The organism is Pseudoalteromonas maricaloris (genome assembly GCF_024746855.1).
Lineage (GTDB): Bacteria > Pseudomonadota > Gammaproteobacteria > Enterobacterales > Alteromonadaceae > Pseudoalteromonas > Pseudoalteromonas maricaloris.
The window spans coordinates 371,129-384,725 of record NZ_CP024626.1 but is presented as its reverse complement, the minus strand read 5'-3'; the positions used below and the strand labels follow the sequence as shown (position 1 = coordinate 384,725).

Below are 13,597 nucleotides of genomic sequence, written 5' to 3'. Positions count from 1 at the left end.
TGAGGTTAGGCAAGTATTGGGGGTTTATAAAGAGAGCGCGGGTAGTCGCTAAGCTGACCACTTGTGAAACTTAATTTATCGTTTTTCAGTACAATAGGCGCTATCCACTCTCTTGGCGAAAACGCTGCAAGATTTGTGGAGCACATATGTGTGGGGCAAGTACAATCGCTGCATTGTGCTGTGTTCTGAGGGTCACAACAATCCATCTCAATCATCATTTCATGATGATGAGGCTCTGCCGATTGCACGTTACTTTGAAGCATTTGATGACTTGTTTCATGACTGGTAGCGCCATGCATTTCACATGCTGCCATAGAGGCAGCCGCGTTTTGACCACTGAGTGTAGCCACCACGAACAATGTGATAAGTAAACGTAAAAATACTTGCAAGGTACTTTCCAAATCAAATAAGCGAAGTAATAATAAAAATCTAACCAAAGAAATGCAAGTAAATAGACCAACCTCGTTATTATTTTCTTTCATCATTGATATACTAAAGCCCAATTCTAAAAAATTATTCCAACTCAAGGATATGAACGTTATGAAATTTGCTTCAGTAGCTACTATTTTGGCGTTAGTTGTTTCGAGCAATGTCAGTGCTGCAGACTATGGAGACTTTGGTGTCTCAATATATGGTGGCAAAACTTACAGCAGTGATATCAAAACTTCTCGCCATCAGAAGTATGAATTAGAAGACGATTCGCACTTTGGATTAAGTATCGATAAATATGTACCTGAAGGCCGTTATGGCTTCTACTACGGAAAAACTGAGACCCAACTTACCGCTTATCCGCTAAACAAAGTGGAAATGGAATATCTATTATTTCAAAGTGCGGTGGTACGCCCTCTCACAGACAACTTAGATGTTTATCTAGGCTTACAGCTTGGTGCAACCTTTGTTGACCCTAATTTTATCGACTCTGATACTTTCTTTGCATCAGGGTTATACACGGGTTTTGAATACAACCTTGGCGCAGGTTTTCATCTCGGTGCTGAAGCACGATGGATTGCAACTATCCTAAACAACAACTCTAAAGTCACTTGCGATGTCGACCCAGAAACCCAAAATACCTGTAGCTGGCACTTCGACAATGAGGTAATGAGTCAATATCAAGCGAGCGCAACATTAAGTTATCGCTTTTCACTGTAATTATTACGAGCGGGTTTTAATATACAGTAAAACTCAACAACCCCTGGTAAGTCGCTGTACAATAAAATCAGCAAAAATACTCACCTTTGCAGGAATATGGCGAGTTGCTGGATATAGCATCCACAGCTCGCCTGAATAGTGAGTCTCAAATTGCCATTCAGGTAATACCTGTATCAACTCCCCTGACGCTAACGCATCTTTAGCTACAAACATAGGTAAGCTTGTGATCCCAAGTCCTTGCAGCGCAGCATCTAACCTCACTCGGGTATGATTTGCTTTATAGCGCCCGTTAACTGGAGTTGTGAGTTTTTGTGTGCCTTTTCTGAATCGCCACTTAGCATCAGCATCCGTTTCCCCCAAGGCAATACAGCTGTGTTGTACTAGTTCTTTAGGGTGAGTAGGAATTGAGTGGGTCGCAAGATATTTTGGTGATGCCGCCACTATATGTTCTATCGTCATTACGCTTCTACCTATTAAGCCTTGTGGAGGCTCGTTGGTAATTTTAAATAGAATGTCTATTTCATCACGGATCAAATCCAACGCGTTGTCGTCTAGCACCAAATGAACGTCAATATTTGGAAATTCGCCTAGAAACGCCATCACATTTGGGTGAATTAGTGAATGTGCAACCGCTTTTGGCGCTGCGATTTTTACAGTTCCTTGTGCCGTTTGATGATGGCTTTCACAGAGCGAAATAACGTCTTTAGCGGCTTGTTCCAACTGAGTACAGCGCTCATACACAGCCCTTCCTGTTTCGCTCAATCTTAAGCTGCGTGTGGTACGTTGAAGTAAACACACACCCAATTGCTGTTCGAGTAGTTTTATGGCACGGCTCACAGATGACGGTGAGACACCTAACTGCCTTGCGCTTTCAGAAAAACTTCCAGTATTGACAACAGAGACAAAAATCGACATTTCTTGCAGTAGTTCAATATGTTTACTGGTCGTCATAGCACTCCCATTTGTGCGCACCACGCAAAAGTTATTTCTATTTTTAGATTATTATCTTCCTAGGAGAATGAAAATACAATGTGCTCAATTATTCGATATTATATTGGGAACTTATTATGGTGCAGTATTGGCCAGAGTTTTTGTCATTAGCCATCATTCATTTTGTTGCAGTGATCTTGCCAGGCCCTGACTTTGTTATTACAGTCAGACAAAGCTTAAAATACGGCAGACTACATGGCGCAATGACCGCCTTGGGGATTGGCACTGGACTTAGTGTTCATATCTTATATACCTTACTTGGTGTCGGCGCACTGATGCAGGCCTCACCTTGGGTTTTACAAGTAGCTAAATTAATCGGTGCTGCGTATCTTATCTACATCGCTATTCAATTGCTCAAAAGTGCAGGAACAATTGAACTGGATGCAGAAAATGCCCAAGCTGATGTAAGCTCACAGTCGCTCAAAAAAGCCTTTAGTCTTGGTTTTTTAACTAATGCAACCAACCCAAAAGCAACCCTGTTTTTCTTAGCCGTAGTGACCAATGTCGTCAGCCAAGGAACTCCGTTACATATTCAACTTTTTTACGGCGCTTGGATGTGCAGTGTTAACGCTTTATGGTTTATCTGTGTCAGCTTATTATTCTCAGCTCCATCTTCCCGCGCTTGGTTCTTGAACAAGATGAACTTGGTTGAAAAAGCACTTGCTGTTTTGCTTATGGTCTTCTCATTAAGGCTGTTGATTGCTTAACACATGTAAGCCAAATAAGGGTTTCCGCATCATGCGTTAGCCCTCATTCAATCACTAAGATATGGATATTAGGGCATCAGCGCTTCCCACCAGCTGCTACTTGATAGCGTTTCTGATAGCGTCAAAACTTCACCTACAACAGGTGTTACCAGCGCCACTTGATTTTGCTCTGCTGCGATTTTCACTCTTGCGAGCGGATCAAACCAAGAGTGAAAAGCCAAGTCAAAAGTACCATTATGAATGGGGATCATATGCGTTCCTCGCAGATCTATATGAGCTTGTACGCTTTGCTCTGGCGTCATGTGAATATCAGACCAATCTTTATCATAGGCGCCGGTCTCTACTAAGGTTAGGTCAAATGGACCAAGCCTTTCACCTATTTCCTTAAATCCAGCAAAATAACCAGAGTCTCCACTAAAAAAGATATTTTTGTCTGCTGTGCGAATAGCCCACGCTCCCCAAAGGGTTTTATTTGCATCTCCAAGTCCACGTCCAGAAAAATGCTGAGTAGGTGTAAAGGTGAGTGTTAACTCAGCGGTCTCTTCAAACTGCCACCAGTCAAACTGCTTTATTTTCTCGGCGGGAACTCCCCACTTTTGCAAATCACCTTCTACACCCAAAGGTACATAAAATACCCCCACTCTGTCTGCTAATCGCTTTACGCTTTCTTTGTCTAGGTGGTCGTAATGGTTATGTGAAATCAGCACCTTATCAATTTGAGGCAATGATTCAATAGTAATAGGTGGTTGATGAAAACGCTTTGGACCAATAAATGAAAATGGTGATGCTCGTTCAGCAAAAACGGGGTCAATCAGAAGATATTTCCCTTGCGCTTTAATAAGTACTGATGAATGTCCCAGTTTGATAACGTGAGTGTGCGTATCAGAAAGTGCCTTTAAATTCTCCTCAGTGAGCACTTTTACTGGCATATCAACCTTCGGCACCGCATTGACTTTTTGCTCGGTAAAAAAGCGCCAAAAAATTTCCAGCGTCTTACCTAGGCTCGTTTTATTCGTTTCATGAGTATTATGAAATTTACCATCACTATATTGAGTTGATGAATACCCACTTTGATTTACCGCAGCATTTAAATTAGAAGCCATAACTCCTCCTACTCCTATCAGTAAGACCACAATCAAGCCAAACCATGTTCGCTTTTTCATATAACCACCAAAAGTAAACTACACAGTGTAGTTTACACATCAAGAATAGAAAGTAAACTAAGCAGTGTAATTTATTTTAGTTTTGCTAGAATGTGGAGTATCCATTTGTTGATATTCCCTTGCCTGTAATAGATAAAATGAAACAATCAGAAAGAAAGCGACTGCAAATTCTAGAGGCTGCCCAACAGTTATTTGCTCAGCACGGTGCTCAAAATACCAGTATGGATCTCATCGCAAAGCACGCTGAAGTGTCTAAACGAACGATCTATAACCACTTCGAGACCAAAGAGCTGCTACTGTATAACGTACTTGAACACATGATGCTTCAAGTTGACCAAGGTGATATTTATCAATATCGACCCGATGTCTCGATTGCAAAACAACTTCAAGAAATCGCTTTACGAGAAGTCAATCTGCTCACCTCTGAATCATTTATCAAAGTGGCTCGCGTGGCATTTATCGAGTTGTTGCAAGACTCTACATTGGCTGCGCATTTCAATAACAGTAAAGTAGGTTGTATGCGTTATTTAGAAACGTTTTTAGCCGATGCTGTCGCTAACAATGCACTGTATATCGAACATCAGGCATTCGCAGCACAACAGTTTTTATATCAACTCAAGTCTTTTATCTTTTACCCACGGCTTTATGGATTTGATCTCACAAATACGGAGGAAACGGACTTTATTGTAGAGCAAAGCGTTGCGCTTTTTATGGCGAGATATGGGACTGGACAAGGCGCCCAAGATTAATGATAAGGTATGCAAATACAAGGATTTAAATAAATTTCATACAATCTTGCATAAGGCTATATTTTAAACAAAAAACTTCCCTGATATAGTCATCCACGCTAACAAGAGTAAGGAAATCAGATGAGCGAATTAATTGCAATTGGTAAAAACATTTGGATCCACAACGGCCCAGCTGTACCATTCTTTGGCATGCCATACACTACCAGAAGCACCATAGTAAAGCTTTCTTCTGGCGCATTATGGGTCCACTCTCCCGGAAAATTAACGGAAGGATTACTGAGTGAATTGACGCAACTTGGGCAAGTGGCCTACCTAATTTCTCCAAATAAACTTCATCACCTATTTATGGGAGATTGGCAGGAAAAGTTCCCACATGCGATTATGTTTGCTTCTCCAGGTGTCGACAAAAAACGGCCTGATCTTACTTTTCAGCGCCAACTGGGCAACATGGCAGAACCCGAATGGCAAGAAGATATTGAGCAACTCATTTTTAAAGGCAGCGCGGTGATGGAAGAAGTCGTATTCTTCCACAAAGAGAGCAGTACATTAATTTTGACAGATCTTATCGAGAACTTTCACCCTAACCACTTCTCCGGTTTTAAAAAAGTATTAGCGAAAATCACTGGGATTATTAGCCCTAACGGTAAAACGCCCATAGACTGGCGAACTTCGTTTGTGTTTGGGAAGCAGCAGGCCCGAGCCTGTTTTTCAAAGATGGCTGCTTGGCAACCTCAATATATCGTGATTGCCCATGGTGAATGCATTGAAACAGGCGCTGGAGCATTTTTAAACCGCTCATTTTCTTGGTTGGGTATCAATAAAGCCGCGTAAGGCGCAATGCAAAATAACAGAATATAAAAAGCGCTGTCATGTCAATGAACAGCGCTTTTTGTTACTTAATCTAAAATTTGGATCAGGAGTTCATTGTTTTAAGGATCCCCTGAAGTTACATTCCTCAAATTACATTCCAGCTGGATATGCATAACTCGCTTGTAGACCTAGTGGAATACCAAGCATCCAGTAGATCAATAAGAAGATGCTCCAACCAATCAAAAAGGCGATCGAGTAAGGCAACATCATCGCTATCAATGTACCTATTCCTGTCGACTTAACGTATTTCTGGCAGTAAACCACAACCAGTGGGAAGTAAGGCATAAGCGGAGTGATTATATTTGAGCCAGAATCACCAACACGATAAGCCGCTTGTGTTAAATCAGGTGAAATACCCAATTGCATTAACATCGGAACAAAAATCGGCCCCAGCAATGCCCACTTCGCAGAGCTTGACCCTACAAATAAGTTTACAAATGCGGTCAAGAAGATAATACCAACTACAGTAACATAGCTTGGCAGCGCCAATGCTTTTAATACTTGAGCCCCTTCAATAGCAAGCAATGCACCCAAATTTGAATGGCTGAAGGCACTGATGAAAAGTGCACAGAAAAACGCCATAACAATATAGTAAGACATGCTATTCATGGCTTTAGTCATGGCATCAATCATGTCTTTTGAGGTTTTAAACGTACCGACAACGAAACCGTAAACCGCACCAGGGATCCAAAACAGTAGGAAGATAAGTGGTACAATTGATTGCATTAACGGCGCACTAAAATCAGTTAAAGCGCCCGACGGGCTGCGTAGTGCTGAATCATCGCCGCTTGATGCATAAACCAATAATGCAATACCTGCTAACATCACCATAGACGCCACCACAAAGCCCTTTTTTTCTTTGCTTGTGATCTCATCAAACGAAGGCAAGCTCTCTGTATCGCCGTCAATTTCTGTCGCTTTTAGCCTTGGCTCTATGATTTTATCAGTGATATACCAACCTAATAAAATAATGAATAAGCTCGATGCTGAGGTGAAAAACCAGTTGTTTAGTGGGTTAATCGCGATTTCTGGATCGATGATCTGTGCTGCACTTTGAGTAAAGCTTTGTAGCAACGGATCGATACCTGAAGGAATAAAGTTCGCGCTAAATCCGCCGCTTACGCCAGCAAATGCCGCAGCAATACCCGCAAGAGGATGTCTTCCCATCGCATAGAAGATGACACCGGCAAGCGGAATAACTAACACGTATCCAGCATCTGTCGCCGTGTGGCTTACAATTGCGATAAGAATAATAGAAGGAGTTAGTAGTGCTTGAGGCGTGCGTTTAAGCATGATTTTAAGGCCAGTATTGATATAGCCAGAATGTTCAGCAACACCCACACCTAGCATAGCAACTAGCACCACGCCTAATGGCGCAAATCCCGTGAAGGTTTTTACCATCGTTGCCATAAATCCGGCAAGCGCATTTGGGTCTAATAAATTGTGAACGACAATCGCCTGATTGGTTCTTGGATCAATAGCGCTAAATTCTACGCCTGAAAATAACCAAGATAGCAGCCAAATCAGCAACATTGCTGATAAGAAAATGATTGCAGGATCAGGAAGTTTATTCCCCACCCGCTCTATCCCGTTTAAAAAACGGGTGATCGCAGAATTTTGCGAGTTCGCTTGTTGTGTTTCGTGCATACCATTGCCCTAAGAAAAAAATTGCTTAACCATAACTTAATATTTACATGTTAAGCAAGAAAACGTGCCTATTGACGAGACACTTTGCCGAATTAGTAGTCGACTTGGTATTTTTTTGTCTCAAGTCAGTGTTCAATAAAGAATTTACGCTATGCTTTTTATATGTCTGAAATTAAGGATTTTTAGATGATAGATCTAGACGACAAAGTGTTAGCTGACGTCAAACATGGTTTTAATTTACCGCCTAAGCCCGCGCTGATAAGCGAGTTGCAAGCAGCACTTGCTGCACCAGATCCAGATCTGAACGACATCGCTTCTATCATCGCTCATGATGTCAGCACCTCAGCCGCGGTGCTAAAAATCATCAATTCCCCACTGTACGGTTTGGCAAGAACGGTCACTGATGTAAAACAGGCTGTCGTCTTTCTAGGTCTAGACTCTATTAGTACGCTTGTGACCGGCTTTTTGCTCAAACAAACCTTTGACCAACGTAAATGTTGTATCAGTTTGGAGCGGTTTTGGGATAACGCTTCAGACATCGCAGATAGCATTATGGTGATTGGTAATAAACTTAAATCGCGTGTTCCTATCGAAAACTTGCACTTACTAGGCTTATTTCATGACGCAGGGATTGCCGCTATGGCGGTAAATTACCCCGATTATATGGAAACGCTCATTGCCGCTAACAAAGATTATGACAAGCTGTTAGTCGAGCACGAAGAAGAAAAGTACGAGACCAATCATGCTATTATCGGCTACTTCCTCGCAGCTTCCTGGAATTTGCCACAAAGTATTTGTCAGATGATTTTATGCCATCATGACCCTGAGTTTTTGGGAAACTGTAAAGACGACGAGCAGAAATTAGCTTTCGCTGCTCTAAAAATGGCTGAAAATTTTGTACATATCAATAAACGTTTTGTTGCCGCACCTGATTGGCATTTAATGAAAGCAGATGTATTGAAAGTTTTAAATTTAGATGAAGATGATTATCAGGACATCAAAGAAGACCTAGATGAATACTTTTTAGAGCAGGATGAGTAAGCGACTAGTTATCTCACATTCAACACCGTCTGTGAAATGCGACTCAACGACAGTGTTGCGGCAATTCTTAAAACTTCGTAGACTGGCAGCAAAATTAAAATAACAAAGACTTAAGGAATTTACATTGCCAGCGCTGCTATCTCTTAAAGGCAAATTTGCCATCTTTGGGCCTGGAATATTAATGGCAACTGCTGCTATCGGTGGTTCACATCTCGTTTCGTCAACGCAGGCTGGGGCACTATTTGGTAGTCAATTGATCTGGCTAATTGTTGCCGTTAACTTGCTCAAATATCCCTTTTTTAAATATGCAGTAGAGTACACAAGCCATTCTAAGCATAGTGTCGTAGAAGGTTATCACGCACATTACCGCTTCGGATTTAAGGTTTTTGTGCTACTCAATATTTTCGCAGCCATTGTAAATACCGCAGGCGTGCTATTACTTACCGCAAGTCTTCTGAGCTACTCGCTGCCATTTCCAATAAATATTGAATTGTTAAGCTTTCTACTTTTGGCTAGCTGCTTGGCAATCTTATTGGTTGGGCATTACAAAATACTCGATGTGACTAGCAAATGGGTAATGATAATTTTGACCATTTCCACGGTTATGGCCCTTGCCATTGCGGCTAATAATGGTCCGGCCCATCCAGCCCCTATTGATCCGGTTTCCCCCTACGACATCGCACTACTGGGCTTTTTAGTTGCCTTGATGGGTTGGATGCCCGCACCAATCGAGATTTCAGCCATTAATTCGTCTTGGCTAAAAACGAAGATGACTAAACAACCGCTAACAAGTAGCCAGATCCTACTGGATTTCAAGGTGGGATATTTTGTAACGCTGGGTCTGGCGGTCGTTTTTTGTTTACTCGGTATGCTAATGCAATACGGTCAAGAGAAGCCTGTGGAACTCGCTGGTGTTGCGTTCTCACAGCAGCTCATTGATATGTATGCTAATACGATTGGCGAATGGGCCAGATGGCTAATTGCTGGCGTCGCATTTTTATGTATGTTTGGAACAACCATCACGGTGTTAGATGGCTACTCCCGAGTGCTTAGTGAATCGCTTCAGTTGTTACGACCTAACACAACGAAAAAGAGTTACACGCTCATTCTATTGCTACAAGCAGCGCTTGGTATGGCCGTGGTGCTGTTTTTTAAAGCCGACTTAAAGAGCATGCTAATGTTTGCCATGAGCTCAGCGTTTGTCACTACTCCTATCTTTGCTTGGATGAATTTAGGATTAGTGAAAGGTGAGATCTATCGCCGTCAACCAATTTATACCAAGGTTCTAACGGGACTGGGGCTGGTTTATTTAGTGGGCTTTGCACTGTTGTTCATCTATTGGCGATTTTTGATGTAAAGCCAAAAGAGGCTGAGTAGCAGACGCAAATTAGACTTCTAGCATCTGCTACACTCGAGCGAAGTGCATTATTTTAGATTTTGCACCTGCTCCCAAATAGAAACTACGTGCGCTTTATCATCGTCATTTAGCTCTCCATTTCGGTATGCTTTTACCAAGCTGCTCTCAACTTTGGCATTTAACTCATCAATCGAAAGATCTGCTTCTTCTACTTGTGCATAGCCTACCGCTAAGTCAAAGTGACCGCGTAAATAGCCGCCAGCAAATAGTTCGTCATCGCTCGCTCTATCAACAAGCTCATCAAAAAACTGCTGCGCTTTCTCTACATATTCTACTAAAGACATATTTATTCCTAAATTATTCTTGATGGCCTATGGCGTACATTACATGGTCATTGAATCCAGTGATCACTTTAATAAATCCAGCTAAGGACTCATCAAGTTGTTCGTCACCGGTATCAGCAATTAAAGGACGACCATTTAAGGCCTTTAATTTCGATTTTGTGGCGATAAGGATAATATTATCTTTACCGATTTTTTTGATGAGGTTAGGGCTTAGCTGCTGATTACCGCGGCCAAAAATGTGTCCTTGCCCACCAATTAATGTGATCACTAGCTTTGTTTTGTCATCAGCAAGCGACAACAATTGCTGCGCGGTTTGATCTTGCGCGATCAGCGCTTGGTCCCTTACAACATCAACACCAAGAAGTGTATTATCAAGTCCCATCTCTTCCATCACTGCTGCAACGGTAGAACCAGATCCCATGATATAGGTTTCGTCTTCTTCCATTTCGGCAACCACATAGGCGGCGATATCTGCTAACACTAATTCATCGCTTTCTTTGCCACCGTTTTTCACCGCTTGAACATATCTCAGCTCGGTCGGCACTTGCATTTCACCAAATCGTTTAGCACGCACTGTCCCTTCACGAAATGCAGCTTCATCAATGTCCATCACATCGGCTTCGCCAATGGAGACGAGCTCTCCGGTAACCAAAAGTTCAACGACTCTACCAGCTGCTTTTGGCGTTATCGCGTATACGCCGCTATGAATTTTGCACCCAGCAGGGATCCCAAGTACAGGACATGAATCACCCACCGCGTGGCAAATGTTACGGGCAGTACCATCGCCACCCGCAAACAAAATCAAATCGACACCGAGCTGTTGCATCATTTGCGCTGCGGTCTCGGTATCTTCAGGACGAGTTACCGTGCTTTGAGTTTGATAAATCACTTGGGTGTTAAAACCTAGCTCTTTTGCCGTACGCTCCCCCATCTCACCGTTAACGGTAAATAGTTCGATGTTTTGTTGATGTGGAAGTAATTGTGTTAAAGCCGTTTTTGCTCGCTGATTAGCGCGAGGCTCTGCGCCTAACGCCAATGCTTGTTGGGCTGTTTCTGCGCCATCGCTACCTTTTAGTGCAACGCTCCCACCAAGCCCAGCCAAAGGATTGATGATAAGTCCAAGCTTAAATTGCATCGTCAAACTCCATGCTTAGCTCTGTCGGGATATCCCAGTTAAATTGCTGCTGGTGTAAAGGCCAAGGTGTATTATAAAAATTGCTTAATGCGTTGAGAAGTTGAGTCGTTCTGGTATTAAATTCACTTTCTAATAAAGCTAGCACTTGCTGATGCACCCGTTGTTGAAAACTGAAACGGCAAGTTTGTTCACCGTTGAGGTTATCAACGGAAACATTAAATGAAAAACCAGCTGCGACACTTAACGCCCACTCAATCGCTTGTGGTTTCACTTCCACTTTTTCAAATTCGAGCTGCTGCGCTTTATCTCGTCCATCAGGACAATACCAGTAGCCGTAATCTTCGAGTTGCCGACGTTCTTCGCCCGCAACAAGCCAGTGCGCTACTTCATGCAAAGCACTAGCATAAAAGCCATGAGCAAAAATAATGCGGTGATGAGGGTGTGATTCATTTGCAGGTAGATAGATAGGTTCGTCGCCGCCCACTAACAGCTCCGTGTTGAGCGTGTGCAGAAATAATCCATTAAAAACAGCAATGAGGTCTTCTATTTTATGCATCAACATCCGCCACAAGTCTAAACTGGGCGCAAATTGTAAGGTTTTTAGCGGCTAAAGTAAAAGATCTCGTTTTAGACTATGCCTTTTTGTCCAACGAGCTGCGTGGCGCGATATAAAGCGAAGCACGATCTCGACCTGACTTTTTCGACTCATAGAGGGCTAAGTCAGCTTCTTCAAAACATCGTTTGTGATTAAAGCTTTCACCAATAAGCTCATATCCAGCAACACCAATGCTGAACGTCAGTCCAAAACTGGTGAAACGGGTAAATTCATGTACCAGTCGTTGTGCAAAATTAAGCGCGGCATCCGGCCTAGTCTCGGGGCAGATAATTACAAATTCATCACCGCCCCATCGTCCAATATGATCGCTTGGGCGTGCTTGCTCTCTTAGAAACTGCCCAACTTCCTTCAATGCATTATCACCATCTTGATGCCCTGCGGTGTCATTAAGCTGTTTAAAATGATCAACGTCGATTACCAGTAGCGATAGCGCTCGATGATAACGTATGGCCCGCTGCACTTCTTCTTTCAGCAGCGCTTCAATCTTTCTGCGATTCATAACCTGAGTTAAGAAATCCAGTTCAGCTCGGTTCTTCAATTCTTGTTCTTGACGTAAATCTCGGATCACAGCAATAAAAACATCATTTTTAGAGACGGACACCGTGGATAACGCGATATCCACAGGGATCTCTACACCTGATTGGTGCCGCCCTACAATTTTTAGACCATCATGCGTCACCCTACGCATGGTAGAAGTGCCTTGGAACTTCTCTCTGTCCACTACATGTTTACCGGTATACCGCTCTGGAATGAGGTCTTCAACCTGCATACCTAATAGCTCTTGAGGCTGATACCCAAATAAATCTGTACAGGCCTTATTGACCTCTGTAAGCCTACCATCTTTATCACAATATAAAATGGCATCAGGAGTAGAGTTGAATAACTTTCGCTTTTCGTTGATAAGTTTAACCACAAAAATAAGCGTAAAAATGTTTAAGCAAGCAAACAACAAGACTATTGGTAGCAGCAACAATACACCGGTGTTACTAAACTCTTGGGTTTGAGCAAGCTTTATCGATTGGTTTTGCTTTGCAAACTCAAATTTCTTTCCAATCGACTTACGCAAATAATTAAATGCTGCTTCTGCGTCCGTGTCATCTACTTTCACTAAACGATCCACAGCGTCAGAGCTCAACCTTCTCGATGTGAATTTTGACTTAGCAAGCGCAAGCATTTGTGTATATTCATCAAAGGTGTGTTGAATAACGGTTAATGCCTTTGTCTCTTGGCTGCTTAGCGCCGTACTTTGCAATTTTAGGATTGTCGCTTTGGTCGCTTCAACATCAGCTAAAGCCTGTTCGTAATAAATCTCGTCTTGGCGTAGTACATAATTTTTGAAGTGATGAATAAAGCCGTTATAACCAAAGCTACGCTCAAGCTCAGCTAGCAGTTCAGCACGCTTAATTGCAACTTCCGTTTCTGATTGCCATGACTGATGAAATGAAGAAATGGAGTGGTTTAACAAAGTGGACCAATAAAATAGGCCACCACTCACCAAAATAGTAAAAATAACTAACCCGCTGATCTGCAAAAAGATACGTTTATTCATATACTCTGCTGTCCAAATTCAGCAAATCCTAGAGCGAAGTGTGCAAAAGAAGAAATTAGAGGCCGTCTAGGTGCTGTAGAATCCATGTCGATGGTACAAAAGTTACATACCATTACAGCTATTAAGTCTAGACCAGAGAACGAAAAAAGCCGCATTACAGCGGCTTACAGATAGGATATTTTTAAGCGAGTATTAGGGCCTGTTGATCTTTCAAGTTTGTTTTTGCAGCAGTTTGACTGGTATTTATACAAGGCAAAGCCTGCGTAGCATAGTCATTCTA

14 protein-coding genes are annotated in these 13,597 nt (G+C 42.4%); 6 read left to right on the top strand and 8 right to left on the bottom strand.

Features of this window, described 5'->3' with window-relative positions; translation table 11 throughout:
* Positions 1–5: 5 nt before the first annotated feature.
* On the bottom strand, positions 6–485 hold the full coding sequence (locus CTT31_RS19510) for a hypothetical protein (RefSeq protein ID WP_260492828.1): 480 nt from the start codon (positions 483–485) through the stop codon (positions 6–8).
* Between the two features lie 55 nt (positions 486–540).
* Between CTT31_RS19510 and CTT31_RS19505 the strand changes: the two genes are divergently transcribed.
* The gene (locus tag CTT31_RS19505; RefSeq protein ID WP_039494902.1) at positions 541–1,149 is read left to right on the top strand and encodes an outer membrane beta-barrel protein; all 609 of its coding nucleotides are present in this window, start codon (positions 541–543) and stop codon (positions 1,147–1,149) included.
* 33 nt (positions 1,150–1,182) lie between these two features.
* On the opposite strand, the gene CTT31_RS19500 is transcribed toward CTT31_RS19505, so the two are convergent.
* The gene (locus tag CTT31_RS19500; protein ID WP_260492827.1) at positions 1,183–2,100 is read right to left on the bottom strand and encodes a LysR family transcriptional regulator; all 918 of its coding nucleotides are present in this window, start codon (positions 2,098–2,100) and stop codon (positions 1,183–1,185) included.
* A 116-nt stretch (positions 2,101–2,216) separates the two neighbouring features.
* Here CTT31_RS19500 and CTT31_RS19495 point away from each other — a divergent pair, with 116 nt between their 5' ends.
* The gene (locus CTT31_RS19495) at positions 2,217–2,846 is read left to right on the top strand and encodes a LysE family translocator (protein WP_260492826.1); all 630 of its coding nucleotides are present in this window, start codon (positions 2,217–2,219) and stop codon (positions 2,844–2,846) included.
* Between the two features lie 68 nt (positions 2,847–2,914).
* Here the strand turns inward: CTT31_RS19495 and CTT31_RS19490 are convergent, their stop codons facing one another.
* Complete coding sequence (locus tag CTT31_RS19490) at positions 2,915–3,949, bottom strand: MBL fold metallo-hydrolase (protein ID WP_130127326.1); 1,035 nt, start codon at positions 3,947–3,949, stop codon at positions 2,915–2,917.
* 197 nt (positions 3,950–4,146) lie between these two features.
* On the opposite strand from CTT31_RS19490, the gene CTT31_RS19485 reads away from it, so the two are divergent.
* Together CTT31_RS19485 and CTT31_RS19480 are read left to right on the top strand one after the other, a co-directional pair.
* Positions 4,147–4,758: a TetR/AcrR family transcriptional regulator gene (locus CTT31_RS19485; RefSeq protein ID WP_260492825.1), complete on the top strand. Its 612-nt coding sequence runs from the start codon at positions 4,147–4,149 to the stop codon at positions 4,756–4,758.
* Positions 4,759–4,878: 120 nt separating this feature from the next.
* Positions 4,879–5,589 carry a DUF4336 domain-containing protein gene (locus CTT31_RS19480; protein ID WP_193522477.1) on the top strand — a complete coding sequence of 237 codons (711 nt, stop codon included), beginning with the start codon at positions 4,879–4,881 and terminating at the stop codon, positions 5,587–5,589.
* Between the two features lie 129 nt (positions 5,590–5,718).
* Here the strand turns inward: CTT31_RS19480 and CTT31_RS19475 are convergent, their stop codons facing one another.
* The gene (locus CTT31_RS19475; protein ID WP_039494890.1) at positions 5,719–7,275 is read right to left on the bottom strand and encodes an AbgT family transporter; all 1,557 of its coding nucleotides are present in this window, start codon (positions 7,273–7,275) and stop codon (positions 5,719–5,721) included.
* Between the two features lie 186 nt (positions 7,276–7,461).
* Here CTT31_RS19475 and CTT31_RS19470 point away from each other — a divergent pair, with 186 nt between their 5' ends.
* On the top strand, positions 7,462–8,316 hold the full coding sequence (locus CTT31_RS19470; RefSeq protein WP_211857286.1) for an HDOD domain-containing protein: 855 nt from the start codon (positions 7,462–7,464) through the stop codon (positions 8,314–8,316).
* Positions 8,317–8,440: 124 nt separating this feature from the next.
* Complete coding sequence (locus tag CTT31_RS19465; protein WP_211857287.1) at positions 8,441–9,673, top strand: NRAMP family divalent metal transporter; 1,233 nt, start codon at positions 8,441–8,443, stop codon at positions 9,671–9,673.
* Between the two features lie 68 nt (positions 9,674–9,741).
* Here CTT31_RS19465 and CTT31_RS19460 read toward each other — a convergent pair whose 3' ends face one another.
* The 4 genes from CTT31_RS19460 to CTT31_RS19445 all read right to left on the bottom strand — a co-directional run bounded on the left by CTT31_RS19460 (position 9,742) and on the right by CTT31_RS19445 (position 13,317).
* Positions 9,742–10,017, bottom strand: a complete 276-nt coding sequence (locus CTT31_RS19460) for a YfcL family protein (RefSeq protein ID WP_010377735.1) — start codon at positions 10,015–10,017, stop codon at positions 9,742–9,744.
* Positions 10,018–10,030: 13 nt separating this feature from the next.
* Positions 10,031–11,152 (bottom strand): ATP-NAD kinase family protein, encoded by a 1,122-nt coding sequence (locus CTT31_RS19455; protein ID WP_193522475.1) that lies wholly within the window; start codon positions 11,150–11,152, stop codon positions 10,031–10,033.
* Positions 11,142–11,708, bottom strand: coding sequence for an elongation factor P hydroxylase (locus CTT31_RS19450; RefSeq protein WP_260492824.1), 567 nt, complete (start codon positions 11,706–11,708; stop codon positions 11,142–11,144). The genes CTT31_RS19455 and CTT31_RS19450 overlap by 11 nt, the downstream gene beginning before the upstream one ends.
* Before the next feature lie 76 nt (positions 11,709–11,784).
* Positions 11,785–13,317 carry a sensor domain-containing diguanylate cyclase gene (locus tag CTT31_RS19445; protein WP_211857289.1) on the bottom strand — a complete coding sequence of 511 codons (1,533 nt, stop codon included), beginning with the start codon at positions 13,315–13,317 and terminating at the stop codon, positions 11,785–11,787.
* Positions 13,318–13,597 lie beyond the last annotated feature (280 nt).